27 protein-coding genes and 7 pseudogenes are annotated in these 23,402 nt (G+C 70.3%); 20 read left to right on the top strand and 14 right to left on the bottom strand.

Translation table 11 applies throughout. From position 1 onward, the window contains the following. The first annotated feature begins 96 nt into the window (after positions 1-96). Together G4G29_RS22110 and G4G29_RS22105 are read left to right on the top strand one after the other, a co-directional pair. Complete coding sequence (locus G4G29_RS22110) at positions 97-669, top strand: P1 family peptidase (RefSeq protein WP_244631957.1); 573 nt, start codon at positions 97-99, stop codon at positions 667-669. Continuing rightward, positions 561-1,142, top strand: a complete 582-nt coding sequence (locus G4G29_RS22105) for a P1 family peptidase (RefSeq protein WP_244632591.1) — start codon at positions 561-563, stop codon at positions 1,140-1,142. The genes G4G29_RS22110 and G4G29_RS22105 overlap by 109 nt, the downstream gene beginning before the upstream one ends. Positions 1,143-1,180: 38 nt before the next feature. Here the strand turns inward: G4G29_RS22105 and G4G29_RS23465 are convergent, their stop codons facing one another. The 13 genes and pseudogenes from G4G29_RS23465 to G4G29_RS22090 form a co-directional block, all read right to left on the bottom strand. Beyond that, complete coding sequence (locus G4G29_RS23465; RefSeq protein WP_274601266.1) at positions 1,181-1,312, bottom strand: hypothetical protein; 132 nt, start codon at positions 1,310-1,312, stop codon at positions 1,181-1,183. 21 nt (positions 1,313-1,333) lie between these two features. After that, a pseudogene (locus G4G29_RS23460) lies at positions 1,334-1,549 on the bottom strand (serine hydrolase); the annotation flags it as partial. Between the two features lie 116 nt (positions 1,550-1,665). Further along, a pseudogene (locus G4G29_RS23455) lies at positions 1,666-1,992 on the bottom strand (serine hydrolase); the annotation flags it as partial. Then, a complete protein-coding gene (locus tag G4G29_RS11690) occupies positions 1,989-2,822 on the bottom strand; it encodes a serine hydrolase (protein WP_183150243.1) in 834 nt (277 codons plus the stop codon). The pseudogene G4G29_RS23455 and the gene G4G29_RS11690, both read right to left, overlap by 4 nt. Beyond that, positions 2,819-3,070, bottom strand: a complete 252-nt coding sequence (locus G4G29_RS22100; RefSeq protein WP_244631953.1) for a hypothetical protein — start codon at positions 3,068-3,070, stop codon at positions 2,819-2,821. The genes G4G29_RS11690 and G4G29_RS22100 overlap by 4 nt, the downstream gene beginning before the upstream one ends. Continuing rightward, positions 3,067-3,771 carry an LD-carboxypeptidase gene (locus G4G29_RS11685; RefSeq protein ID WP_244631951.1) on the bottom strand — a complete coding sequence of 235 codons (705 nt, stop codon included), beginning with the start codon at positions 3,769-3,771 and terminating at the stop codon, positions 3,067-3,069. The genes G4G29_RS22100 and G4G29_RS11685 overlap by 4 nt, the downstream gene beginning before the upstream one ends. Continuing rightward, positions 3,768-4,352 carry an ATP-binding cassette domain-containing protein gene (locus G4G29_RS22095; protein ID WP_244632590.1) on the bottom strand — a complete coding sequence of 195 codons (585 nt, stop codon included), beginning with the start codon at positions 4,350-4,352 and terminating at the stop codon, positions 3,768-3,770. Before G4G29_RS22095 ends, G4G29_RS11685 begins: the two co-directional genes overlap by 4 nt. Further along, positions 4,253-5,416, bottom strand: a complete 1,164-nt coding sequence (locus G4G29_RS11680) for an ATP-binding cassette domain-containing protein (protein WP_244631950.1) — start codon at positions 5,414-5,416, stop codon at positions 4,253-4,255. The genes G4G29_RS22095 and G4G29_RS11680 overlap by 100 nt, the downstream gene beginning before the upstream one ends. Position 5,417: 1 nt before the next feature. Further along, positions 5,418-6,332 (bottom strand): ABC transporter permease, encoded by a 915-nt coding sequence (locus G4G29_RS11675; RefSeq protein WP_183150242.1) that lies wholly within the window; start codon positions 6,330-6,332, stop codon positions 5,418-5,420. Further along, positions 6,329-7,372 (bottom strand): ABC transporter permease, encoded by a 1,044-nt coding sequence (locus tag G4G29_RS11670; RefSeq protein WP_183150241.1) that lies wholly within the window; start codon positions 7,370-7,372, stop codon positions 6,329-6,331. The genes G4G29_RS11675 and G4G29_RS11670 overlap by 4 nt, the downstream gene beginning before the upstream one ends. 72 nt (positions 7,373-7,444) lie before the next feature. Then, positions 7,445-9,277 (bottom strand): ABC transporter substrate-binding protein, encoded by a 1,833-nt coding sequence (locus tag G4G29_RS11665; RefSeq protein ID WP_183150240.1) that lies wholly within the window; start codon positions 9,275-9,277, stop codon positions 7,445-7,447. Between the two features lie 83 nt (positions 9,278-9,360). After that, positions 9,361-10,551: a M20/M25/M40 family metallo-hydrolase gene (locus G4G29_RS11660; RefSeq protein ID WP_244631947.1), complete on the bottom strand. Its 1,191-nt coding sequence runs from the start codon at positions 10,549-10,551 to the stop codon at positions 9,361-9,363. Further along, on the bottom strand, positions 10,512-10,685 hold the full coding sequence (locus tag G4G29_RS22090; protein WP_244631946.1) for a hypothetical protein: 174 nt from the start codon (positions 10,683-10,685) through the stop codon (positions 10,512-10,514). The genes G4G29_RS11660 and G4G29_RS22090 overlap by 40 nt, the downstream gene beginning before the upstream one ends. Before the next feature lie 119 nt (positions 10,686-10,804). Between G4G29_RS22090 and G4G29_RS11655 the strand changes: the two genes are divergently transcribed. The 18 genes and pseudogenes from G4G29_RS11655 to G4G29_RS24040 all read left to right on the top strand — a co-directional run bounded on the left by G4G29_RS11655 (position 10,805) and on the right by G4G29_RS24040 (position 22,656). Further along, a complete protein-coding gene (locus G4G29_RS11655) occupies positions 10,805-11,584 on the top strand; it encodes a GNAT family N-acetyltransferase (RefSeq protein ID WP_183150239.1) in 780 nt (259 codons plus the stop codon). Beyond that, the gene (locus tag G4G29_RS11650; RefSeq protein ID WP_183150238.1) at positions 11,581-12,270 is read left to right on the top strand and encodes an SIS domain-containing protein; all 690 of its coding nucleotides are present in this window, start codon (positions 11,581-11,583) and stop codon (positions 12,268-12,270) included. Before G4G29_RS11655 ends, G4G29_RS11650 begins: the two co-directional genes overlap by 4 nt. Continuing rightward, positions 12,267-13,415, top strand: coding sequence for an o-succinylbenzoate synthase (menC, locus tag G4G29_RS11645; protein ID WP_183150237.1), 1,149 nt, complete (start codon positions 12,267-12,269; stop codon positions 13,413-13,415). Before G4G29_RS11650 ends, menC begins: the two co-directional genes overlap by 4 nt. Positions 13,416-13,441: 26 nt before the next feature. Then, positions 13,442-13,918 (top strand): annotated as a pseudogene (locus G4G29_RS23450) (aminotransferase class IV); the annotation flags it as partial. 115 nt (positions 13,919-14,033) lie between these two features. After that, positions 14,034-14,333 (top strand): aminotransferase class IV, encoded by a 300-nt coding sequence (locus tag G4G29_RS23445; RefSeq protein ID WP_274601165.1) that lies wholly within the window; start codon positions 14,034-14,036, stop codon positions 14,331-14,333. Positions 14,334-14,351: 18 nt separating this feature from the next. Beyond that, positions 14,352-14,855 (top strand): membrane dipeptidase, encoded by a 504-nt coding sequence (locus G4G29_RS22085; RefSeq protein WP_244631944.1) that lies wholly within the window; start codon positions 14,352-14,354, stop codon positions 14,853-14,855. Continuing rightward, positions 14,852-14,926: pseudogene (locus G4G29_RS22080) on the top strand (hypothetical protein); the annotation flags it as partial. The gene G4G29_RS22085 and the pseudogene G4G29_RS22080, both read left to right, overlap by 4 nt. 41 nt (positions 14,927-14,967) lie before the next feature. Beyond that, the gene (locus tag G4G29_RS22075) at positions 14,968-15,444 is read left to right on the top strand and encodes a membrane dipeptidase (protein WP_244631942.1); all 477 of its coding nucleotides are present in this window, start codon (positions 14,968-14,970) and stop codon (positions 15,442-15,444) included. A 76-nt stretch (positions 15,445-15,520) separates the two neighbouring features. After that, positions 15,521-15,748 (top strand): gamma-glutamyl-gamma-aminobutyrate hydrolase family protein, encoded by a 228-nt coding sequence (locus G4G29_RS20645; RefSeq protein ID WP_202045235.1) that lies wholly within the window; start codon positions 15,521-15,523, stop codon positions 15,746-15,748. Between the two features lie 214 nt (positions 15,749-15,962). Then, a complete protein-coding gene (locus G4G29_RS20640; protein WP_202045233.1) occupies positions 15,963-16,151 on the top strand; it encodes a hypothetical protein in 189 nt (62 codons plus the stop codon). Then, positions 16,148-16,474 (top strand): annotated as a pseudogene (locus G4G29_RS23440) (serine hydrolase domain-containing protein); the annotation flags it as partial. The gene G4G29_RS20640 and the pseudogene G4G29_RS23440, both read left to right, overlap by 4 nt. Positions 16,475-16,593: 119 nt before the next feature. After that, entirely contained in the window at positions 16,594-17,670 is a 1,077-nt protein-coding gene (locus G4G29_RS22070) for a serine hydrolase domain-containing protein (RefSeq protein WP_202045231.1), read from the top strand. A 207-nt stretch (positions 17,671-17,877) separates the two neighbouring features. Continuing rightward, on the top strand, positions 17,878-19,374 hold the full coding sequence (locus tag G4G29_RS11620) for an ABC transporter substrate-binding protein (RefSeq protein ID WP_244631940.1): 1,497 nt from the start codon (positions 17,878-17,880) through the stop codon (positions 19,372-19,374). A 25-nt stretch (positions 19,375-19,399) separates the two neighbouring features. After that, positions 19,400-20,347, top strand: coding sequence for an ABC transporter permease (locus G4G29_RS11615; RefSeq protein WP_183150236.1), 948 nt, complete (start codon positions 19,400-19,402; stop codon positions 20,345-20,347). Between the two features lie 450 nt (positions 20,348-20,797). Then, entirely contained in the window at positions 20,798-21,154 is a 357-nt protein-coding gene (locus tag G4G29_RS22065; RefSeq protein ID WP_244631938.1) for an ABC transporter permease subunit, read from the top strand. Next, positions 21,049-21,336 (top strand): annotated as a pseudogene (locus G4G29_RS24045) (ATP-binding cassette domain-containing protein); the annotation flags it as partial. The gene G4G29_RS22065 and the pseudogene G4G29_RS24045, both read left to right, overlap by 106 nt. A 100-nt stretch (positions 21,337-21,436) precedes the next feature. Next, positions 21,437-22,486 (top strand): annotated as a pseudogene (locus G4G29_RS11605) (ATP-binding cassette domain-containing protein); the annotation flags it as partial. After that, on the top strand, positions 22,486-22,656 hold the full coding sequence (locus G4G29_RS24040) for an ABC transporter ATP-binding protein (RefSeq protein ID WP_345941201.1): 171 nt from the start codon (positions 22,486-22,488) through the stop codon (positions 22,654-22,656). The pseudogene G4G29_RS11605 and the gene G4G29_RS24040, both read left to right, overlap by 1 nt. On the opposite strand, the gene G4G29_RS11600 is transcribed toward G4G29_RS24040, so the two are convergent. Beyond that, positions 22,646-23,296, bottom strand: coding sequence for a pentapeptide repeat-containing protein (locus tag G4G29_RS11600; RefSeq protein ID WP_183150235.1), 651 nt, complete (start codon positions 23,294-23,296; stop codon positions 22,646-22,648). The two genes, G4G29_RS24040 and G4G29_RS11600, sit on opposite strands and share 11 nt — an antisense overlap. Between the last annotated feature and the right edge of the window lie 106 nt (positions 23,297-23,402).

Raw genomic sequence — 23,402 nt, 5'->3', positions numbered from 1 at the left:
CCCAGTCTACCGATCGCCAGGACGGCATGCTCGACCGGCGAGGACCATGCGGCGCGGCGCGGGTGCACGCCGTCGCACGACTGGGAGGATCGGTGCATGACGTCGTCGTCGCCTTCCTCCCGTGCCCGCCTCGCCGACCTCGGCGTTCCCTCCGGAGCCTTCGCGCGCGGTGCGGCGAACGCCATCACGGATGTCGTCGGAGTCCGTGTCGGACACGCCACCGTGCACGGCGACGGCCTCCACACGGGCGTCACGGCCATCGTGCCCGATGCGCTGAGCGCCGAGCGTCGCAGCCTCCCGGCGAACCTCGCGGTCGGCAACGGATACGGCAAGCTCGTCGGCGCCACGCAGCTGCAGGAGCTGGGGGCGATCGAGACCCCGATCCTGCTGACCTCGACGCTCTCGGTCTTCCGTGTCGCCGACGCGTTCCTCGGCCACCTGCTGGCGACTCCCGCCCACGGCGCCACGACGACCCTGAACCCGATCGTCGGAGAGACGAACGACGGTTTCCTGTCGGACATCCGGCGTCGTGCCGTGGGGAGGAGCAGGTCGAACAGGCGCTGGCCTCGGCCTCGACCGGCGCCGTCGCGGAGGGAGGCGTCGGCGCGGGTGCCGGCACGGTCGCGCTGGGGTACAAGGGCGGCATCGGCACGGCGTCACGAGTGCTGATGCTCGACGGAGTGGAGCGCACGGTCGGGGCTCTCGTGCAGACGAACTTCAGCGGGACGCTGCGCATCGCCGGGGTGCCGCTCGCCGCCGAAGAGCTTCTCGCCCGGCCGCCCGCGGTGCCGGTGGGCAATTCCTGCATGATCGTGGTCGCGACGGACGCCCCGGTCGACGGACGTCAACTCGGACGTGTGGCCAACCGCGCCGTGTTCGCCATGCGCGGGGTCGGGGCGGATTATGCGCAGGGCAGCGGCGACTATGCGATCGCGTTCTCGGTGCACGACCTCGTCGAGGCGGGGCCCCTGCCGGACGACGCCCTGTCGCCGCTCTTCGCCGCCACGATGGACGCCGTGGAGGAGGCGCTGATCAACTCGGTCCTCGCCGCGGAGACCACGGTCGGCCCGGAAGGGCGCACCGCTCACGCCGTGCCTCTCGACCTCGTGCGTGAGCGGCTGGCCGCAGCAGGAGTCGTCTGAGGGACGCCGCGTCCTGCGCGATGCGCCGTGTTCCGCGCTCAGCCGATGAGCGCCGTGCGGATGCCGTCGCCGATCGCACGCATCGCGGCGAGTGCCGGACCGCGACCGTCTGCCCCGCTGTCCCACGTGGCGAGCACCGCGTAGGCGATCCTGCGGGTGGGTGACATCACGATCCCGGTGTCGGCGCGGACGCGGGAGATCGTCCCGGTCTTGTTGAGCAGCCAGATGCCGCGGTCGAACCCCCAGTGGGCCAGCGGGTCCAACTCGAAGGCCGACGCGACCATCGACAGGTCCATGCCGGCGCCGAGCCAGCGTCGCAGCGTATCGGCCGACGCCGGCGAGAGATCGGCACCGTCGGCGAGACGCGACATGAAGCGCACGAGTTCCGTGGCGTTCGCGTGCGACAGGGTGCGCGGGGCGCCGGGCGGATCGGCCAGCGCACGATGTCGTCGAGTGCGGAGGCGGTGTAGCCGAGAGCGCGCGTGTGCTCCTGCACCTGGGGGATGCCGATGACGCGGCCCAGCGTGTTGGTCGCCGCATTGTCGCTCACGGCCCCGATGAGCGCGGCCACATCGTAGAGGGACAGCTCGTCCGCCTGCAGCAGGTACCAGAGGCCGGAGTCCTCGATCGCCTCGACAGGGCGGCGGGTCACGCGGTCTTCGAGCGTGCGTGTTCCCGCGTCGACCTCGCTCAGGAGCCGGTGCAGGAGGAAGATCTTGCCCACACTCGCCGTGTCCTGGACGCGTTCCGGCTCGTGGCGCAGCAGCACCTCGCCCGAGTCGACGTCCTGCACCAGCACCGACCACACGGTGCCGTTCTCGGCGGGCAGCTCCACCTCGATCGCGCTCATCCGGCGGACTCATCCCTGGCACGCGCGGTGACCTGGGCGCGGATGCGTTCGCCGATGGCCCGCATGTCGTCGAGCACCGGTGCGCGGAGGTCGACCGGCGACCCCTTCCAGTTCGCGGCCACCGCGTAGGCGATCGCGGCCTCCGGGCCGCGCAGGAGTCCCACGTCGACGCGCGCGAAGCCCACGCTGCCGGTCTTGTGGCGCAGCACCATGCCCTGGTACTCGGCCTCGACGTGGGCGAGGGGGTCGACGAGGAACGCGTCGGCGGTCATCGAGGTGTCGGTGTCGGCGGCGAGCCAGTCCAGCACGCGCGCGCTCACCGCGGGAGAGAACGCGTCACCGGTGCCGAGGCGTCGCATGACATCGGAGAGCTCGGCCGCAGTGCCGTACGACGGGGTCCAGGGAAGGTCGGGTGTGCGCTCGTTGCGGATGTAGTCGTGCAGCGAGGTCGCGCGATAGCCGAGTGCCGGGGCCACGGCCCGCACCTGATCGAGGCCGCAGAGGTGGATCAGTGCGTTGGTGGCGAGGTTGTCGCTCACGGCGCCGACCAGCAGGGCCGCGTCGTGCACCGTGACGCGCTGGTCCTGCATCCGGTACAGGAGCCCGGAGTCCTCGACTTGGTGCTCGTCGGGGATCTCGATCCGGTCGTCGGATGAGAAAATGCCGTCCTCGAGCCGCCTGGCGACCTCGAGGAGCAGGAAGATCTTGCCGATGCTCGCGGTCTCGCACTGCGTGTGAGGGTCGTGCTCGGCCAGGGTGTCTCCGGTGTCCGCATCCAGCAGTCGCACCGACCATGTGACGCGCGGATCGAGGGGCGGCAGGGTGATCATGCGGTGAGCCCGACGGTCAAGCGCGGCGCATCGCCGGTCGCATCCAGCACCCCGTCCACGCCGAGCGGGATCGTCAGCGCGTTCGGGTCGTGCCCGAAGCCCTGCTCCCAGAGCACAGGTACACCCGCATCCGCGAACTCCTCGCGCATCAGCGCGTGCACGAGCTCCAGGTCTCCGCACTCGTGCCAGGAACCGAGCACCACGCCGGTCGCCTGCGCCAGGCGCCCCGCCCGCCGCAGCTGGGTCACGAAGCCGTCGAGCCGGTATGGCTCCTCGGTGATGTCTTCCAGGAACAGGATGCCGGGTGCCGCAACGCCCGCCTCCGGTGCCCGAGCCCGGCCGCGAGCAGGCTGAGGTTGCCACCGGTGAAGCGGCCCTCGGCCCGGCCCTGGGTCATGATCTCGGTCTTCGGGCCGATGAGCTCGCGTGCGCGCCAGGGCTCGAACAGCCACCGCTGCACGTCGTCGCGCACCTGCTCGGAGTCGCGGAACACGTTGTTGCCCGCCATCGGGCAGAACAGGGTCGCGATGTCGAGGTGCGCGCGCCACGTCTCGTGCAACGCGGTCACGTCGGATGAGCCCGTCAACAGCTTGGGTCGCCCGTCGCGACGGAGAGCGCCGCGACGCATGTCGGTCCAATCGATGCCGTCGAGCAATCGCAGCGCACCGTATCCGCCGCGCGCCGCGATGACCGCGTCGACATCCGGATCGGTCCACGCGGCGACGAGGTCGGCGCGACGCAGGTCGTCGGGGCCGGCGAGGTACGACGCGCGGGGATGGGGCGTGAGGACATGCTCTCCGACGCGGACCTTCAGGCCCCAGGACTCGTAGTACCCGACGGCGCGCTGCGTGTTCTCCTCGTTGCCCGGCCCGGACGGCGACACGATGGCCACCGTGTCGCCGGGCTGCAGGGGCGCCGAGTCGAGGTAGGGCGAGACCGTGCCGCTCACGCCGACTTCTCCTCGATACGGGGCGCCGCCGACAGCAGGTGCTTGGTATAGGCGTGCTGCGGGTTCAGGAGGACCTCTTCGGTGCTGCCGTGCTCGACGATCTCCCCGTGGTACATCACCGCCACGCTGTGCGCGATGTTCCATGCGAGGCCGAGGTCGTGCGTGATGACCAGGGCGGAGAGGCCGAGGCGACGACGAAGGTCGAGCAGGAGGCCGAGGATCTCACCGCGCACCGAGGCATCGAGAGAAGCGACCGGTTCGTCGGCGATCAGCATCTGAGGCTGCACGGCGAGCGCGCCGGCGATCACGACGCGTTGCCGCTGACCCCCGCTGAGCTCCTGCGGGATGGCCCCGAAGTAGCGCTCCGGCGGGGTGAGCTCGGCATCGGCCAGGCTCTGCGCCACGCGCTCGCGCTCATCGCCGGCGAACCGCTGCACGCGAAGCCCTTCGGCGACGGACTCGTACACGCTGTGCTTGGGGTTCAGAGCCGCCCACGGGTCCTGCAGCACGAGCTGCACCTGCGAGCGGAACCGGGCGAGTCCGCGTCCCTTGGTCGGGATGGGCGCACCGTCGAACAGGATCTGCGATCCCGGGTCTGCGGGTTGCAGGCCCATGAGAGCGCGCGCGAGCGTCGACTTCCCGACCCGGACTGCCCGACGAGGGCCACGATCTCGCCCTTGCGCACCGAGAGGTCGACGTCGCGCACCGCGTGCACGGGCCTGCCGCCGGACCGGTAGGTGACGTTGACGCCCCTCGCCTCCAGGAGCACCTCGTCTTCGTGGGCGATCTCGGGCACCTCCTCGGCACCGCGGCCGTGCCGGGTGACCGGCGCCATCCGTGATGCCGGGTCACCGATGGTCGGGAAGGCGTCGGCGAGCTGGCGGGTGTACGCCTGCACGGGAGTCGTGCACACCGCGTAGCTCTCGCCGACCTCCACGAGCTCGCCGTCGCGCATGATCGCGATGCGGTCGCAGGCCGTCGCGAGCACGGAGAGGTCGTGACTGATCATGAGCATGGAGATGCCGCGCTCCGACACGAGCCGGGAGATCATGTCGAGGATCTGCTTCTGCACGATCACGTCCAGCGCGGTGGTCGGCTCGTCCGCGATGATGACCTCGGGGTCGCACGCGAGCGCCATGGCGATCATCACGCGCTGCTTCTGCCCTCCGGAGAGCTCGTGCGGGTACGACTCCGACTTCTGCGCCTGGAGGTCGACGATGTCGAGCAGCTCGAGGGCGCGTTCCTTGCGCGCATTCTCGGTCTTCCACCGATCGCCGGCGTGCAGCTCGAGCGCTTCGAGGAGCTGCCATCCGACGGTGCGCACGGGGTTGAGCGAGTGCATTGCGCCCTGGAACACGATCGAGGTCTTCGCCCAGCGCACCGCCCGCAGCTGTCCGAACGAGAGCGTCGCCACATCCTGGTCGCCGAGCAGCACGCGGCCGCTCAGCGTCGCGTTGCGGGGCAGCAGCCGCAGCACGCTCATGGCCAGTGTGGACTTGCCAGAGCCGGACTCGCCGGCGATGCCGAGGGTCTGGCCGGCGGGGAGCGTCAAGGAGACGTTGCGCACGGCGGCGACCTCGTCACGCCCCGAACGGCCGGAGGTGCGGTACGTGACGGAGACGTCGTCGAAGGTCAGATCGGGCATCTCAGCGGCTCCTCAGCGTCGGGTTGGTGATGTTCTCGACGGCGCGGCCCATCAGGGTGAACGACAGCACCACCAGGACGATCGCGACACCAGGGACGAGCACGTACCACCAGTACCCGCTCGTCGCGGCGGAGACGTCCATCGCGTTCTTCAGGATCGAGCCCCAGGACTGCAGGGTGGTGTCTCCGAGGCCGAGGAACGCCAGAGTCGACTCGGAGATGATCGCCGACCCCACGGTGAGCGTGGTGTTGGCGAGCACGAGCGGCAGCACTCCCGGGAGCAGATGCTTCATGATGATGTGCCAGTGCCCGGCGCCGAGGGCCCGGGAGCGCTCGATGTAGTCGCGCGACTCGACGGACAGCGTCTGGGCGCGCACCACCCTGGCCGTGCCGGCCCACGACGTGAGTCCGATGGCGATGATGATCGTCCAGACGCCGCGGCTCAGCACCGACGACAGCACGATGGCGAGGATCAGCGACGGCAGCACGAGGAAGAAATCGATGATGCGCATCATCAGGCCGCCGAAGAACCCGGTGAAGTGTCCCGCGGCGATGCCCACCAGGGTGCCGATGATCATCGACATCGCGGTGGCGGCGAGACCGACGAGCAGGGACACGCGCGCCCCCCAGACCATGCGCACCCAGATCTCGCGACCCTGATGATCGGTGCCGAGAGGGTGCTCCCACGAGGGCGGGGCGAATCGCTGCACGTCGACGAGCTTCGTCACGTCGAGCATGCTCGCGGGGGCGATCACCGGGGCGAAGATCGCGACCAGCGCGACGACGGTCAGGAAGACGAGCCCGACCATGCCCGCTCTGTGGTGGGCGAACTGGCGGCAGAAGTCGGCGAAGGCCGCACGGCGACGGTGCCAGGCCAGGGCTCTGGGTGAACGGATGGTCGGGGATGCCGTGGTCATGCGCGCCTCACCCTCGGGTCGAGCTGACGGTAGATGAGGTCCGCGACGAGGTTCATCGCGATGATGATGGTCGAGAACACCACGAAGGTGCCCTGCAGGAGGGGGAGATCCGGTCCTGAGATGGCTTCGAACGTGAGCTTGCCGAGACCGGGCCACGAGAACACGGTCTCGACCGTGACCGCGCCGGCGATCAGACCGCCGATGTGCATGAACACGAGGGTGACCGTGGGCAGCAGGGCGTTCGGCACCGCGTGGCGTCGGCGCACGAGGTCTTCGCGGAGGCCCTTGGCGCGGGCGGTGGTGAGGTAGTCGGCGCCCATCTCCTCGAGCAGGGAGCTGCGCATGACCATGAGGTACTGCGCGTACACGACCGCGACCATCGTGATCACCGGTAGGACCATGTGCGAGATGACGTCGAGCACCGCGCCGACCGGATCGGTGGGCGGGTTGGGGGAGACCATGCCGCCCGTGGGGAACCAGTGCAGCGTCCCGCCGAAGATCATGAGCAGCAGCAGAGCGAGCCAGAACGTCGGGACCGACCAGAACACGAGCGAGGTGCCCGAGACGATGCGGTCGAACGTGGAGCCGTGCTTCCACGCCGCCTTCTGGCCCAGCCAGAGGCCGAGGGCGATGGCGATGACGGCCGCGGTGCCCGTGAGCAGGATCGTGTTCCAGAAGTAGTCGCCGATGAGCTCGGACACCGACGTGCGGTAGACGTAGCTCGTGCCGAAGTTCAGGGTGAACACGTTGCCCAGGTAGTCGAAGAACTGCTGCCACAGGGGCTTGTTCAGACCGAGCTGCTCGCGGAGCTGTGCGGCCTGCTCCGCGCTCATGCCGCGTTCGCGAGCGATCGACGCGACCGGGTCGCCCGGCAGGATCTTGAAGGCGAAGAATCCGAGCAGGATGACCATAGCGAGGCTGATGGCTGCGCCGCCGAGCTTGACCAGGACGTAGCGGAGGGCGCCGACGCCCTTGGGCTGCTCCTCGGCCGCAGCGCTCGTGGCTATGGCGGAGGTGGATGGGGGAACCGCGTTGGACATGGGGGTCTCCTTACAGCGGACCGGGAGACGCCGCGGGGGCGGTTGCCCGCCACCCGCGGCGTCTCGCTGGGCTCATTCGACGTCGGCGATGTTGCGGCGTCGGATCAGGAAGAAGACCAGTCCTCCGATGAGGACCACTCCCACCACGATGCCTCCGATGATGAGTCCGGTGTTGGTGCCGGTGCCGCCGGCGGTCGCGCCCTCGACGGGCTCGACCGTGAGGTATCCCCAGTACCCGGCCTGGTTGGCGATGATGCCGCCGTCCTTGGGCTGGAGCGTGAACCCGGTGAAGCGGTCGGAGCGGTAGGCCTCGAGCGAGTTCGCGTACCAGGTGGCGACCTGTGCCGTGTCGGTGTAGTTCAGCGCGAGCATGTCGTGGACGATCTCCTGGCGCTTCTCCTCGTCGGTCTCGGAGCGCTGCTGGGCGTACATCTCGTCGAACTCGGGGTTGCAGTAGCCGTCCTGCGTCGTGCCGCCGGTCCCATCGGTCGCGGTCGGGAGGTTCATGCAGGTGTTGATGCCGAGCTGGTAGTCCGGGTCGGGGTTGACAGACCATCCGCTGAAGTACAGGTCGTAGTCACCGGAGGTGGCCTTCGCGCTGATCGTGTCGGAGTCGGTCGATTCGACCGTGATCTCGATGCCGATGTCCTTCATCCACGGGACGAAGAAGTCGGCGATGGACTGCTCGTTGGAGTCGTCGGCGTCCGTCAGCAGTCGCAGTGCGAGGCGCTGTCCGTCCTTCTCGCGGATGCCGTCCGCTCCGGCGGTCCATCCCGCGTCTTCGAGCGTGGCCATGGCCGCCTCGGGGTCGAAGCCGACGATCACGTCGTCATCGTCGGACAGGTGCCACTTCGGGAACGACGCGGGGATGAAGCTCGTCGCCAGGACGCCCTCGCCGGTGAGGACCTTGTCGAGCAGCGTCTTGGTGTCGGTGCCGAGGCGGATGGCCTGACGCACCTCGAGCTCCTTCAGGGCCGCGTTGCCCGTGCCGTAGGGCACGTTGTCCCGGGTCTGCTGGCCGACGTTGATGCTGATCGAGTGGTAGCGGCGGCCTTCGCCGGAGTGCGTCGTGATGCCGTCGACGCCGTCGAGCGCCTCGAACTGGGTCGGCGTGAGGCCGGTGACGAGGTCGACGTCTCCCGCCTTGAGCGCCTGCACCTGCGCGTCGGAGTTCGTGTAGTACACGTACTGGATGGCGTCGATCTTGGGGGCGCCGCGCCAGAAGTTCTCGTTCGCCTTGAGGGCGATCGACTGGTTGGCGGAGTAGCTGTCGAGGAGGAACGGGCCGGAGCCGACCACGTCGGAGTCGTTCGCGAACGTCGTGGGGTCGTCGACGGCCTCCCAGATGTGCTTCGGCACGATGGGGATCTCCGAGCCGGGGTTCGGCGCCTGCGGGGTCTTCAGCGTGATGACGACGGTCTTGTCGTCGGGGGTCTCGACGGTGTCGAAGTTGGAGACCAGGTTGCCGTTCGCGGTGCCGAGGGCCGGAACGGTCATCATCTGCTCGTACGTGTACTTGACGTCGGCGGAGGTGATCGGTTCCCCGTCCGACCACACCAGGTCGTCCTGCAGCGTGAAGGTCCACGTCTGTCCGCCGTCCGTGGGCTCCCACGAGTCGGCGAGGCCCTTCGTCGGCGATCCGTCCTCGGCGTCGTTCTGCACGAGGGATTCGTAGACGTAGCGGATGATGTTCGTCGGCGTCAGGTAGATCGAGATGAACGGGTTGAACGTGTCGACGAACCCCGACGTCGCGATCCGCAGTGTGGTCTCGGACGCGGGGGATTCGGTGGCCGCGCTCACCGACTGCGCCTGGGCGGCGCCGGCGGGAACGGCGATGAGGAGCGCGGAGGCGATCGCGGCGGCGGTCAGACTTCGCGCAGTTCTGGAGCGGGGGGCAAGACGCATGGAAGAAGTCCCTTCGGGCGCCGCCCGGATCCACTGTGAAGCCGGGTCGGTGCAGACCATGCAAGCGGAAGACGGCCTCTGGGTCAAGGGATCTGATGCGTATCGCCCAAGAAAAATCGAAAGAAGGCGACGAGATGCGCATGGATCATGCGGTGTAACACAGCGGAAACACGCGGATGGAAGGATGCGCGACACGAACACCTGAGCAGGAAAGCGCAGACGATGAGACCGACATCCGGAACGTATCCCTGGAAGCGGAGCCCGGGCGCGCGAACGGGAAGCGTATCGTCACACCGCGGGGATCGTGAGCACGGCGCGCAGGAGATCGATGCGTTCCCGCAGAGCGGATCCCAGGAAGTGCTCGTCCACGGCATGGGCGCCGCCGCCGCGGGGCCGAACCCGTCGACCGTCGGCAGGCCGAGGGCTCCCAGGAGGTTGGTGTCTCCCGCTCCCGCTGCCGGACGCCCCGTGATCCGTTGTCCGAGGCCGTCGCCGACCGCGGCGATCCGATCGAGCAGAGCGGCGTCGTCCGGCGATGCCTGCCAGGCGGGCCGCGCGCTGAGCACGTCGACGGCGACGATCGCCCCGTCGCGCACGGGCGTCAGCGCGCTGAGGGCGCGAAGCACCGCCGCTTCGGTGGCGGGGTCGGTGAACCGGAGACCGATCTCGGCCGCCGCGTGCGCTGGCACGACGTTGGTGCGCGCTCCGCCCGCGATCGTCCCGACGTTGCTCAGCACGGGGCCGGGCAGGCCGGGGTCGGAGACGATCTCCCGAATCCGCAGCAGCTGGTCGACGAGCTCGTCCACCGCGGAGATGCCGTGCTCGGGGTCGAGCGCGGCGTGCGCAGCACGTCCGGTCACGGTGAGTCTGACGCGGGCGCTGCCGCGGCGGCCGACCTTGAGCGCCCCGTCGGGGTGCGGCGACTCGAACCCGATGGCGGCGGCGGCCCCATGTGCACGCTCGGCGAGCAGCGGGCCCGACTCCGGGGATCCGATCTCCTCGTCCGCGACGAGGACGACGCGGACCGCTCGTCGGCGATCGAGGGGCAGGGGCTGCAGCGCCCGCAGTGCTTCGAGCATCACGACGATTCCGGCCTTCATGTCGTAGGCGCCCGGTCCGCGCACGACATCGCCGTCGACCGACCAGGGCACGTCGCCTTCGAGCGTGCCGAGGGGCCAGACGGTGTCGGTGTGTCCGATGAGCAGCACCGGTGCGCCGGTTCCCGGCACGTCGATCACGAGATCGACCCCGGCGGCGGTGGGCGCCTGGTGCACGGCGCCCCCACCTCGCCGAACCAGCCCGCGAGGAGGTCGGCGATACGCGCGCTCGCGGCCGAGTCTCGGCTCGGCGTCTCGAGGAGCACGAGTTCCCGCACGAGTGCGATGATGTCGTCAGAAGTGTCGCCCATTGCACGATCCGCCGGATAAGTCGTCACGGTTACGAACCGTATCTGCCTCTTGATTGCACCGCAACCCGCCGATAACATCGCTCAGAGCAACAGAACTCGTCGATCTTAGGAAACGTATCGTGCCTCATTCCTCGGTGGCCGCCGACGCAGGCGTCGGCTTCGGCTGCCGCGACCTCACCCAGTACACGGAGTTCCGAGAGGCGTCGGCGCTGTATGCGCGGGTGTTCGCCTACACCGAGAGCGAATACGCGCTCAACGCCAATCTGCTCACCGCACTGGCGCGCAACGGCGGGTCGGCGGTCGGCGCGTTCACGGACGACGGCGCCCTCATCGGGTTCGCGTACGGCTTCGCCGGATGCGACGGCCGCGGCGACGTGTTCCATTACTCCCAGGCCGCCGCGGTCGACGAGGGGCACCAGGGGAGAGGGGTCGGCCAGGCGCTCAAGCAGGCCCAGCGCGAGGTGGCTTTGCGCTGGGGACAGCGGAGCATGCGCTGGACCTTCGATCCGCTGCTGGCCCGGAACGCGCATTTCAACCTGAACTCCCTCGGGGCGGTGGGCATCGCGTTCGAGCGCGACTACTACGCTCGCCCGGACACCGACCGCCTCGTGGTCGCCTGGGACCTCGCCGCCGAGCCTCCCGTGCGCTCCGCCCCGGTGGTCCCGCCCGCGCTCGGTCGTGACGACTGGGGGCGCGCGCTCGACATCGACGATGCCACCTGGATCGCCATCCCCGCGCGGCCCCGAGAACTCCGTGCCGGGGAACGAGACGCGCTGCGATCCGACCTCGACCGGGCGATGAGCGATGTCTTCCGCCGCGGCGGAGTGCTGGTCGCCGCAGCACGCATCGATGACGACACGGCCGCCTACCGCGCGATACCAGGGGAGAGCACGACATGAGCGATCAGAATCACGAGGACCGCGATCTCGTCTCGCCGCGGGACCGCTTCGGCGAGCGCATCCGCACCAACCTCTCGGCGGAGAGCATCCAGGCGCGCATCATCGAGACCGAGCAGCGCTCGCTCGCGCAGACCTTCGAGGAGCTGAGCCGTTCGGCCCAGGTGCCGCAGGCGGCTGCGTTGCTGCTGGGTGCTCGACGCCGGTACATCGCGGGCGAGGGGAAGGCAGCCGCCTATGCCCAGCTGCTCAACGCCGATCTGTCGGCGACGTTGTCGAACGTGTTCCTGGTCGACGGCCACGCTCTGCAGCCGCTCACGGTCTTGACCGACGTGCGGTCCTCCGACGTGCTCATCGCGTTCTCCCTGCGCCGCTATCGCGAGGAGACCGTCCGCCTCGGGCGTCTGTTCCACGAGGCAGGCGGACAGCTCGTCGTCATCACCGACAGCGAGGACGCGCCGCTCGCGTCGATAGCGACATCGCTGATCCGCGTGCGCACAGGATCGGCCTCGTACGCGGATTCGCCGACCCCGGTGGCCGCCGTGTGCCACCTGCTGAGCGCCCTGACGACCGCGAGTGCGAAGGGGGCACGTCGGAGGTTGGCCGAGCGCGACCGTCTGGTCGCCCGCCTGGGACTCTACGGGCCGGAGCAGCCGCGGCCGCGAGCCGACGGGGAGGTCGACGCGTGAGGATCGAACGGATCCGGTTGTTCGTGCTGCGCCAGGACCTGCGCCACAGCTTCGAGACGAGCTCGCATCGCAAGTCGGGCATCGAGCACATCCTCGTCGAGCTGACGGATGCCGATGGACGGACAGGCTGGGGCGAGGTCGCCGCACCGAGCGACCCGTACTTCGGCGCGGAGACCACGGTCACGGCATGGGAGATCGCCACGCGCTACCTCGTCCCCGCCCTGCTCGGCGCCGAGGGAGAGGAACCCGCCGACCTGGAGGCCGTGTGGGATCGGATCCGCGGTCATGAGTTCGCCAAGGCAGGCTTCTCGGGCGCGGTGTGGGATCTGTACTCCCGCGCCAGGGGGCTCGCGCTCGCCGCGGCCCTCGGCGGCACGCGCAGCGAGGTCGTCGCGGGTGTGTCGCTCGGGATCGAGCCGTCGATCGACGACCTGCTCGCGCAGGTGGAGGTCCAGCGAGCGGCGGGGTATCCGCGCGTGAAGCTCAAGATCGCGCCGGGGTGGGACGTCGAGCCGGTACGCGCCGTGCGCGCAGCGCATCCCGACCTCGACCTGCACGTCGACGCGAACGGCGCCTACCCGGACGATGCGGACTCGGCCGCGGTGTTCGCCCGCCTCGACGGCGAGGGGCTGACGATGATCGAGCAGCCGTTCGGGCCGCGCGAGTTGGTCGCGCACGCCGCGCTGCAGGCGCGCATCGGCACGGATGTGTGCCTCGACGAGTCGGTCGTCGCGCTGGGCGATCTGCGTTCGATGATCCGCCTGGGGGCCGGCCGCGTCCTCAACATCAAGGTCTCGCGGATGGGTGGTCTGAGCGTGGCCCGTGCAGCGCATGACATCGCGGTCGACGCCGGCATCCCGGTCTGGTGCGGGGGCATGCACGAGTTCGGGGTCGGGAGGGCCGCGAACGTCGCGATCTCGTCGCTGCCGGGCTTCCTGCTCCCGTCCGATGTCTCCGGGTCCGACAAGTACTACGCCGCCGACATCGTCGACCCGCCGGTGCGCGCGGAGTCGGGCCGTGTGAGTGTGCCCCAGGGGCCGGGCATCGGGCACGAGGTCCTCGTCGAGCGCATCGAGCGCGAGTCGTCTCGCACCTTCGACACCGCAGCGACCCACGTCCACGGCTCCGCCCTCGCGCGCGGCTGACGCCCTTCTCTCCGGAACGGAATCCCATGCGCGCACTGCTGCTGTACCGGCTCGACCTTTCGGGCACGGCGTCCGTCGCGGACAGCATCCACCCCGTCGATCCTCGCGAGCCGATCGTGCGGGCGACGGACCTCGGAGTGAACCGCGGTGATGGCGTGTTCGAGACGGCCGTCGTGCGGCACGGCAGACCGCAGGCCCTCGAGGCGCACCTCGCCAGACTCGAGCGCTCCGCGGCTCTTCTGGAGCTGCCGTCGCCGCGGCTCGACCTGTGGCGGACGGCGGTGCTGCGGGCCGCCGCCGCGGTCTCGGAGCCCGACGTGCTGCAGGCGGGCGAGCGGGCATCGATCAAGTTCGTGATGACGCGCGGCGACGAGATCGACCGCGCCGCTCCGACCGGGTGGGTGCTCGGCTTCGCGGGCAACGACCCCTCGGCGGTCAGGGCGACGGGGACCCGTGCCGTCGTGCTCGATCGGGGCTACCGGCACGATGTGATGCAGACCTCGCCGTGGCTGCTGCAGGGTGCGAAGTCGCTCGCGTACGCGGTGAACGAGGCTGCACTGCGGGGAGGCGGCACGCCGCGGCGCCGACGATGTCGTCTTCATCAGCAGCGACGGGTTCGTGCTGGAGGGTCCGCGCTCGACACTGATCGCGCGTATCGACGGGCGGCTCGTGACACCGCCGCCGGAGTTCGGCGTGCTCCCCGGCACGACCCAGGCCGACGTCTTCGAGGGGATCGCCGATCTTTCCGTCGGCACGGCGGCGCTCGTGCGGGAGGATCTGGATCGGGCGGATGCCCTGTGGTTGTGCTCCAGCACGCGCGGTGCCGTTCCCGTGCGGGAGCTCGACGGCGTGGCGTGGACGTGGGACCTCGCGCTGACGGCGCGGATGAACGCGGTGCTGGATGCACGCGAGGACTGACCGGAAGGTGTGGAGCAGATGATCGACGGCGTGATCGACGGACACAACGACCTGGCGTGGGCGAGCAGGACGCTCCTCGGCTATCGCGTGGCGGAGCTCGGCGGCGACGTGCCGACGACGCAGACCGATCTGCCGAGGCTCACGCGCGGCGGAGTGGCCGGTCAGTTCTGGTCGGTCTGGGTCGACCCCGTGCTGGAGGGCGCGGAGCAGGTCGTGGCCACGCTCGAGCAGATCGACTTCGTGCGCCGACTGGTCGACGCGCATCCGGAGCGGTTCGCGTTCGCCCGGACGGCCGCAGACGCGCGTGCAGCCATGAGGGACGGTCGGATCGCCTCTCTGATCGGCATCGAGGGCGGCGATCAACTGGGCGGTTCGCTGGCGGTGCTGCGGCAGTTCGCCCGACTCGGGGCGCGGTACATGACGCTCACCTGGTCGCGGACGATCCCCTGGGCGGACTCCGCGACGGACGAGCCGCGGCACGGGGACTCACGGCCTTCGGGCGTGAGGTGGTTCGCGAGATGAACCGCATCGGGGTGCTGGTCGACCTCTCGCATGTGGCCCCGACCACGATGCGCCATGCACTCGAAGAGACGACGCGCCCCGTGATCGTCAGCCACTCGGGAGCGCTGGCGCTGTGCGATCACCCCGCAACGTCCCCGACGACGTCCTCGCCGCGATCGGCGCGCAGGGCGGGGTCGTCATGGTCCCGTTCGTCCCGACCTTCCTCTCCCAGGCCCGCCGTGACTGGTGGGAGGCCGGGGGCGAGGGAGACGCCCCGCGTGTCGGGGTGCGCGACGTGGCCGATCACCTCGACCACATCCGCAGGGTGGCCGGGGCGCACGCGGTCGGGATCGGCGCGGACTACGACGGCTCCGACGCGATGCCGGAGGGACTCGCAGACGTGTCGGGGTATCCGACGCTGTTCGCGGAGCTGCGCACGCGCGGATGGTCGGAGGCGGACCTCGCCGGCCTCGCCAACGAGAACGTGCTGCGTGTGCTCGCGGCGTCCGACCAGGACCACGAGGCGTTCCTCGCAGGGACGGCCGGGGAACCCGCACCCGCGGCGCTCACTCCTGCCGTCGACACGACCGCTCGCGAGGGAGCGCTGTGAGCGCGCGTGTTCTCGTCGTCGTCAACTCCGCAGCCTCGGGGCCGCGCCGACTGGGGACCTGGCTCGCCGATCGGGGGTGACGGTCGAGGCGGTCGTCGGTGCGCAGCAGGAGCTCCCCTCGTCGCTCGAGGCATATGCCGGGCTGGTGCTCCTCGGCGGCGGCCTCATGCCGGACGACGACGACCGCGCCCCCTGGCTCGCTGCGGAGCGCGCACTCGCGGCGGAGGCGATCGATCGCGATCTCCCCACGCTGGGCATCTGCCTCGGCGGACAGCTCCTCGCCCACGTGGCGGGGGAGAGGTGAAGGCGAAGACCGGACCGGTCGAGCGGGGCGCGACGCGCATCCACCCCACGACGGCCGGAGGAGAGGACGCGGTCCTCTCGGTGCTCGGCGACGGTGCCCCCATGATCGAGAACCACCAGGACATGATCACGCGCCTCCCCCGGATGCCGTACTTCTCGCTTCGAGCGATGTCGTCGAGAACCAGGCGTTCCGGCTCGGGGCGCACGTCAGGGGCGTGCAGTTCCACCCCGAGGCCTCCGCCGCAGACCTCGCCCGCTGGGACGACGCGGCTCTGCGCGGCGAAGGCCGATCGCTGCCCGACCTCATCGCCGCCGCCGAGCGCGTCGACCCGCACAACACGGCGGCGAGTCGTGGCCTCGTCGATGCCTTCGCCGACGAGGTGCTCTCCGGGGTCGGCGCATGACCGCGGACGGCGGCTCCTCTGCGGTGACGGCGGTGGCGGACGATGTGCTCGACAGCGTCCTCGACGCCCGGGCTCGGCGCGTCGCGCCCGCGTCGATCGTGGCCGTGTGCGAACGCGGAGAGGTCCGCGGTGTGCACACGTACGGGCACCCGCGCGGCGACGACGGCTCGACCACGCGCGACACCGTGTTCCGGATCGCCTCGATGTCGAAGAGCTTCCTCGCTGCGACCGTGCTCGCGCTGCGCGACCGCGGGCTGCTCGACCTGCAGGCGCCGATCACGGAGTATGTGCCGGATGTGCGGGCACGGTATCGAGGAGACTCCGCCGTGCTGACCGGTGAACTCCTGCTGTCGAACCGCTCGGGGCTGGGGAGGACAACGCCTGGGTCGATCGACACCTCGGTGCGACGCGCGAGGACATCGCCGCGGTCTTCGCCGAAGGCGTGCTCCTCGCCGCCGCGCCCGGCACGACGTATCAATACTCCAACCTCGGACAGTCGCTGCTCGGCAGGGCGGTCGAAGTCGTCACCGGTCGTGCCGTGGAAGACGTCGTACGCGACACGCTGATCGTGCCGCTCGGACTGCACCGCACGGCGCATGCGCCTGACCCATACCGTGCCGAGGACCTCGCGGGCGGATTCCGCACCTTCGACGACGGCGCGACCTTCCTCCCCGAGCCCTTCGTCGGTTCCGGTGCGCTGGGCTGCATCGGCAGCATGTTCAGCACGGTCGACGACATCGCGACCTGGATGTGGTTCCTCGGCTCGGCCTTCACCGACGGGCCCCTGGCCCCGGAGGTGCTGGCGCCGGCGTCGCGGCGGGAGATGCAGCAGCCGCGGACGCCCATCCCTGTGCCGTCGGCGATGTTCGACGGGCGCGACCTCGCGGGAGCGGGCTACGGCTACGGACTCTTCGTCGAGGAGGACCGCCGTTTCGGCCGCGTGGTGCAGCACTCGGGAGGCCTTCCCGGGTTCTCCGCGCACATGCGGTGGCACGCGGCGACCGGTACGGGGGTCGTGGCCTTCGGCAACTCGGACGAGTTCGCGGCACGAAGGGTCGCGGGTGCGGCGCTTCAGGCCGTGCTCGAGCGCACCGAGGCGCCGTCAGCGGTGGTGCACCCCTGGACGGAGACGGTGCGAGCCGCACAGGCCATCGATGCCGCGATGCTCGACGGGCTGTCTGCGGCGGAGTATCCGTTCCTCGCCGAGCACGTGCTGCAGGATGTGCCGGCGAAGGTGCGCGATGCGCGGCTGGCGGCACAGCAGGCAGAGGTCGGTGGCGTGCGGGCGCACCAGCCGCCCTTCGCCGAGCGCGTGGTCACCGCGGCGAACGAGGCCGAACTGCGTTGGCGGATCCGCGGAGAGCGCGCGGACCTCCGCGTCGAGGTGCGGCTGGTGGGCATCGCCGCGCCCCTCGTGCAGAGCGTGAGCGTCGTGGTCGTCGGTTCCGGCGAGCGCCTGACAGCGGATGAGCTTCCGGCCGCCGCTGATCACCATCGCGTGGTGCTGCCGACCAGGTGAGTGGAGCGGGACAGGGGCTCGTCGCTTTTCGACCCCGTCCAAGAAATGCCCATAGACTGGAGGCATCCCGACCGCTTTCTGAGGAATCGTCATGCCCGCAAAACCCGTGCGTCGTCTCCTGCCCTTCGCCGCGCTCGCCGCAGCCAGTGCCCTCGTGCTCAGCGCATGCGCTGCTCCCGGCTCGCAAGACGACGCCGGGGAGAACTGGTGTGGTCGATCGAGGGCGCCAACCTCGCGGCCGGCCACATGGACCCGCAGGTCAGCCAGCTCGACGTCTCGGGGCTCGTGCAGAGGGCCGTGCTCGACTCGCTGGTGTTCCAGGAGGCGGACGGCACGTTCACCCCGTGGCTCGCGACGGACTGGGACGTCTCCGATGACGGCACCGCCTACACGTTCACGCTCCGTGACGATGTGACGTTCACCGACGGCGAGCCGTTCGACGCGGCGGCGGTCAAGGCGAACTTCGACCGTATCGTCGACCCCGCGACCGCCTCGAAGCAGGCGGCGAGCATGATGGGCGCCGACTACTACGAGGGCACCGAGGTGGTCGACGACCACACCGTGAAGGTCAGCTTCACCCAGCCCTACGCGCCGTTCCTGCAGGCCGCGAGCACCCCGCAGCTCGGCTTCTACTCCCCGGCCGTGCTGGCGGAGTCGGCCGACCAGCTCGCGGCCGGTAGTCCCGGTATCACGGTGGGCACAGGACCGTTCGAGCTGACGGAGTACACCCCCGACCAGGAGATCGTGTACACCCGCAACGACGACTACGCCTGGGGCCCGCATGACGAGAAGGCGCCGTCGATCGAGACCCTCCGCGTCGAGATCCAGCCCGAGGCGTCGGTGCGCACCGGGGTCGTGGAGAGCGGAGAAGCAGACCTCGCCAGCAACATCCCGCCGAACCTCGCCAAGGACCTCGGCGAGGGCATCACGGTCGACTCGATCGAGTACCCGGGACTGCCCTACTCGCTGTACCTGAACGAGGAGTACGGCGTCTTCGCCGACGAGAAGGTGCGGCAGGCGTTCGCCAGGGGCATCGACATCGACGCCGCGGTGGAGGAGATCTACTTCGGGCAGTTCCCCCGCGCGTGGAGCGTCCTCGGATCGACCACCCCCGGGTACGACGCCTCGCTCGAGAACAGCTGGCCCTTCGATCAGGACACCGCGAACGCGCTGCTCGACGAGGCGGGATGGACCGAGCGCGATGCGGACGGCATCCGGATGAAGGACGGCGAGCGCCTGTCGGTGCGCTGGATCGCCTGGACCCCGGTCCCGGACGACCGTGCCGCCCTCGCGAACGCGATCCAGTCCGACCTCAAGGAGATCGGCTTCGAGGTGAAGCGCGAGGTGCTCGAGCCGGGTGCGTACAACGCGCAGTACGAGCCGAAGACCTTCGACCTCACAGACTGGGGCTTCTCGGGCGTCGACGCGGACTTCCTGCGCGCTCACCTGCACACCGACGGCTTCCAGAACGCCTCGCAGGTCAGCGACCCGAAGATCGATGCGCTCCTGGAGCAGGCGGTCGCGAGCAGCGACCAGGACGAGCGCAACGAGCTGTACACCCAACTGCAGCAGTGGAACGCCGAGTACACGGCGATCGTGCCGTTGTACACGCCGTCGGCGATCACCGCGGTCGGCGAGCGTGTCGAGGGACTGCAGTACGACCTGTACGGTCGGCCCCTGTTCTACGATGTGACCGTCGGCTGAACCGCCGGCTGAGCGGAGGGCACGAGTGGTGAAGGCTGCTCTCGTCCGTCTCGCCGGTCTCGCCGCGTCCGTCGTCATCGTCCTGTGGGGTGCGGCGACGGTCGCGTTCCTCGCGTTCCGGGTCATCCCCGGCGACCCCGTCTCGGTGATGCTGGGACCGCTGGCCCAGGTGAGCGATGCGGTGAAAGACGGGATCAGGGCGGAGCTGGGTCTCGATCGACCGCCGCTCGAGCAGTACGTCGTCTTCATCGGACAGCTGGCCAGGGGCGACCTCGGCGAGTCGTACCAGCTGCGGATGCCGGTGACCGATGTCATCGGAAGGCAGCTCGGCCCGACGGTGCAGCTCTCCCTCCTGGCGCTGCTGATCGCGGTCGTGCTCGCGCTGGCGGTCGCGGTACTCGTCCGCGGTCGCACCGCTCGCGCGGTCGCCTCCGGGGTGGAGCTCATCGTGCTGTCGTCCCCGGTGTTCTGGATCGGTCTCGTGCTGTTGAGCGTCTTCGCGTTCGGGCTCGGATGGTTCCCCGTATCAGGCGCGCGCAACCCGGCGACGCTCGTGCTTCCGGCGATCACCCTCGCGCTTCCGGTCGCCGCATTGCTCAGCCAGGTGCTGCGCGACGGGCTCACCCAGGCGGAGCGGATGCCGTTCGCCGAGACGGTGCGTGCGCGCGGAGCGAGCCCGTCGTGGTTCACGCTGCGGCACGGCCTGCGTCACGGTGCGGCGTCGGCTGTGACTCTCGCCGCGTACCTGACCGGTTCCGTGCTCGGAGGCGCCGTGCTCGTGGAGACGGTCTTCGCCCGTCCCGGCCTCGGCAGGGTGACCCTCGCGGCGATCAGCGACCGGGACCTGCCTGTACTCACCGGGATCATCCTGCTGAGCGCCCTCGTGTTCGTGGCGGTCAACATCGTCGTCGAACTCGTGCACCCGCTGATCGACCCCAGGGTGCGCGTGCTCGGGGCAGGGGGCGTCCGGTGAGGCTCGCGCAACGCGTGCTGCTCGGAGCGGCCGTCGCCGTCCTCGCCCTGATCGCCGTCGCCGCCGTATGGCCCGGTCTCCTCGCGACAGCCGATCCGCTGCAGACAGACGTGCGGTCGGCCCTGCTCCCGCCGAGTTCCGAGCACCTCTTCGGCACCGACCAGAGCGGGCGCGACGTGTACTCGCGCGTCGTCCACGGGGCAGGGAGGTCCGTCGGCATCGGTCTCCTCGCCACCGGGATCGCGCTCGCTGTCGGCCTCGTCATCGGCGCCGTCGCCGGCACGGCACCACGGGCCGTCGACACCGCTGTGATGCGCGTCAACGACGTGCTGATGGCCTTCCCGGAGTTCCTCGTCGCGTTGGTGGTGGTCGCGGTGCTGGGGCCGGGGCCGGTGAACATCGCCATCGCGGTGACGCTCGCCGCCGTCCCCGTGTACATCCGACTCGCGAGTGCAGACGCAGACGCTCCGGGTCGCGGAACACGTCGAGGCCGCGCGGATACTCGGTGTCCCTCGCGTGCGCGCGTTCACACGGCATGTGGTGCCCGGTGTCCTCGGCGCGCTGAGCGTGCTCGCGACGATCGGCATCGGATCGAGCATCCTCGCGGCGGCGGGACTCAGCTTCCTCGGACTCGGGCCGTCAGAGCCGACGCCGGAATGGGGACTCATGCTCGCCGGCGGACGCAACGTGCTCGGGCAGGCGTGGTGGATCTCGGTGTTCCCCGGCATCGCGATCACCCTCACCGTCGTGTCTGCGACGGTCGTCGGACGGATCCTCCGGGCACGCGCAGACGGGAGCACGACGTGACCGCGGCGCTCGAGGTGCGGGGACTCCGGATCGCCTTCGAGGGGACACCGGTGGTCGACGGCGTGTCCTTCGTCGTCGACCCTGGAGAGTGCGTCGCGATCGTCGGCGAGTCCGGGGCGGGCAAGTCGCTCACGGCCAGAGCGTTGCTCGGCCTCACGCCCGCGAACGCTGCCATCACGGTCGACCGGCTGGCCATCGGCGGGACGGACGCGACGTCGCTCGGAGCGCGCGTGGCGACGTCTCCGCGGAGCGGGCATCGCGCTCGTCTCGCAGGACGCCCTCGTGTCCCTCGATCCATTGCGTCGGATCGGAGCCGAAGTCGCCGAGCCGCTGCTGCTGCACGGCATCGCCCGAGGTCGTGCGACCAGGGCGGCGCGCGTGCAGGACCTCCTCGGCAGGGTGTGGATGCCGGAACCTGCGCGCCGGGCGCGACAGCATCCCCATCAGCTCTCCGGCGGTCTGCGGCAGCGGGCGCTCATCGCCTCCGCGCTCGCCGGCGACCCGGCGGTACTCGTGGCCGACGAGCCGACGACCGCCCTCGACGCCACCGTGCAGGCCCGGATCCTCGGCCTGCTGCGGGAGATCACGGATGCGGGAACCGCCCTCGTCTTCATCAGTCACGACTTCGCTGCCGTCCGCAGGGTCGCCGACCGCGTGCTGGTGATGCGCGGCGGGGTCGTCGTGGAGTCGGGCCCCGTGGGCGAGGTCCTGCACGATCCTCGGCACGAGTACACGAAACAGCTCATCGCGGCGACCATCCACGAACCCCGCTCCACGACCCCGGCGAGTTCGGAGCCGGTGCTGGTGGCCACCGGCGTCTCGCGCAGCTTCGACGCGGTTCCCGCCGTCGTCGACGCCTCCTTCACCGTGGCAGACGGTCGGACGCTGGGCATCGTGGGAGAGTCGGGCTCGGGCAAGACCACACTCGCCCGCATGGTCGTGGGCGTGGACGCACCGGACAGCGGGACCCTGAACTGGGTGCGGCAGCGGCGGGTGCAGCTCGTGCACCAGAACCCGCTCGGCGCATTCGACCCCCGATGGACCATCGGCCGTTCGCTGCGCGAAGCGCTCGAAGCCGGAGGAGTGCCCCGCGCACAGCGGCGGGCGCGCGTGGCGGAACTCCTGGCCGAGGTCGGTCTCGGGCCGGAACTCGCTGACAGGCGTCCGGCTGCGCTCTCCGGGGACAGCGACAGCGGGCCGCGATCGCCCGGGCACTCGCTGCCGACCCCGAGGTGCTGGTGCTCGACGAACCCGTGTCCGCGCTCGATCCCTCGGTGCGCGAGCGCGTGCTCCGGCTGCTCGCCCGGCTGCAGGAGGAGCGCCGGCTCACGATGATCCTCGTGTCGCACGACCTCGACGTGGTCGGTGCCGTCGCCGACGACGTGCTCGTGATGCAGGACGGCCGGGTCGTCGAGCAGGGCGTCACGGCGGAGGTGTTCGCCGCTCCGCAGCATCCCTTCACGAGGGAGTTGCTTGCGGCGAGCGGTCCCGTCAGTCCTTGACCTGGATGCCGATTCCGGCCGCGAGGATCGGCGCCAGCTGCTGCACCTGGAACGAGGTGAGAGTGGCACCGCGGAGGCTGTTGGCGTCGAGATAGGCCAGGGCGTCGAGGCCGCGCAGGTCCAGGTCCTTCGCCCGCATGCCGCGGGTGTCGACCTCGTCGCTCGACGTGGAGTCGAACCGCACACGGGTGAGCTCGGCCTGCGGCATGTCGATCGTGCGGATGGCGCAGCCGCAGACATCGAGGTCGGTCACCTTCGCGGCACCGAGGTTCAGGTAGTCGATCCGCACGTCGCGCAGCTCGAGTTCTGCGATGCTCGCGGTGCTGAGGTCGAGGGTGCCGATCCGGCCGCCGCTGATCCGCACTCGTCGGACGCCGGCATCCCGCAGGCGGAGCGAGGCGATGCGCACACCTGGCAGGTCGACGTCGACCACCGTCGCACCCGTGAGGTCGACCGCGTCCGCGTCCGCGCTCACGACGCACTGCTCGAGTGTCGAGTATGCGAGATCGACCGTGCCGGAGAGATCGAGCCGAGCGGCGATCACGTCCGCGCGGCGGCCCGGGGCTGCGGACTCCAGCACGGGCGGCAGGTCGGGAGCGGAGACACGGGGCGCGGCGGGGGAGTCGGCAGTGCGGGGCATTCCACGAGGCTAAGCCCTGCCCCCGACGCCCGAGCCGTGCGCCTGCCTGCGCGTGAGGTCGCAGATTCGGGAGTGGGGGAGAGCGGGCGTGCGCACCTGCGTACAA

Source organism: Microbacterium sp. Se63.02b (assembly GCF_014171575.1).
Taxonomy (GTDB): Bacteria; Actinomycetota; Actinomycetes; order Actinomycetales; family Microbacteriaceae; genus Microbacterium.
The sequence above is the reverse complement of the archived record's forward strand: the minus strand, read 5'-3'. Positions and strand labels throughout refer to the sequence as shown.

What these genes read in the sequence shown, in the direction of transcription:
- G4G29_RS22110 (WP_244631957.1), top strand. Translation starts at nt 97, where the DNA reads ATGACGTCGTCGTCGCCTTCCTCCCGTGCCCGCCTCGCCGACCTCGGC.
- G4G29_RS11690 (WP_183150243.1), bottom strand. Translation starts at nt 2,822, where the DNA reads ATGATCACCCTGCCGCCCCTCGATCCGCGCGTCACATGGTCGGTGCGA.
- G4G29_RS11680 (WP_244631950.1), bottom strand. Translation starts at nt 5,416, where the DNA reads ATGCCCGATCTGACCTTCGACGACGTCTCCGTCACGTACCGCACCTCC.
- G4G29_RS11675 (WP_183150242.1), bottom strand. Translation starts at nt 6,332, where the DNA reads ATGACCACGGCATCCCCGACCATCCGTTCACCCAGAGCCCTGGCCTGG.
- G4G29_RS11670 (WP_183150241.1), bottom strand. Translation starts at nt 7,372, where the DNA reads ATGTCCAACGCGGTTCCCCCATCCACCTCCGCCATAGCCACGAGCGCT.
- G4G29_RS11665 (WP_183150240.1), bottom strand. Translation starts at nt 9,277, where the DNA reads ATGCGTCTTGCCCCCCGCTCCAGAACTGCGCGAAGTCTGACCGCCGCC.
- G4G29_RS22090 (WP_244631946.1), bottom strand. Translation starts at nt 10,685, where the DNA reads ATGGGCGACACTTCTGACGACATCATCGCACTCGTGCGGGAACTCGTG.
- G4G29_RS11650 (WP_183150238.1), top strand. Translation starts at nt 11,581, where the DNA reads ATGAGCGATCAGAATCACGAGGACCGCGATCTCGTCTCGCCGCGGGAC.
- G4G29_RS22085 (WP_244631944.1), top strand. Translation starts at nt 14,352, where the DNA reads ATGATCGACGGCGTGATCGACGGACACAACGACCTGGCGTGGGCGAGC.
- G4G29_RS24040 (WP_345941201.1), top strand. Translation starts at nt 22,486, where the DNA reads ATGATCCTCGTGTCGCACGACCTCGACGTGGTCGGTGCCGTCGCCGAC.
- G4G29_RS11600 (WP_183150235.1), bottom strand. Translation starts at nt 23,296, where the DNA reads ATGCCCCGCACTGCCGACTCCCCCGCCGCGCCCCGTGTCTCCGCTCCC.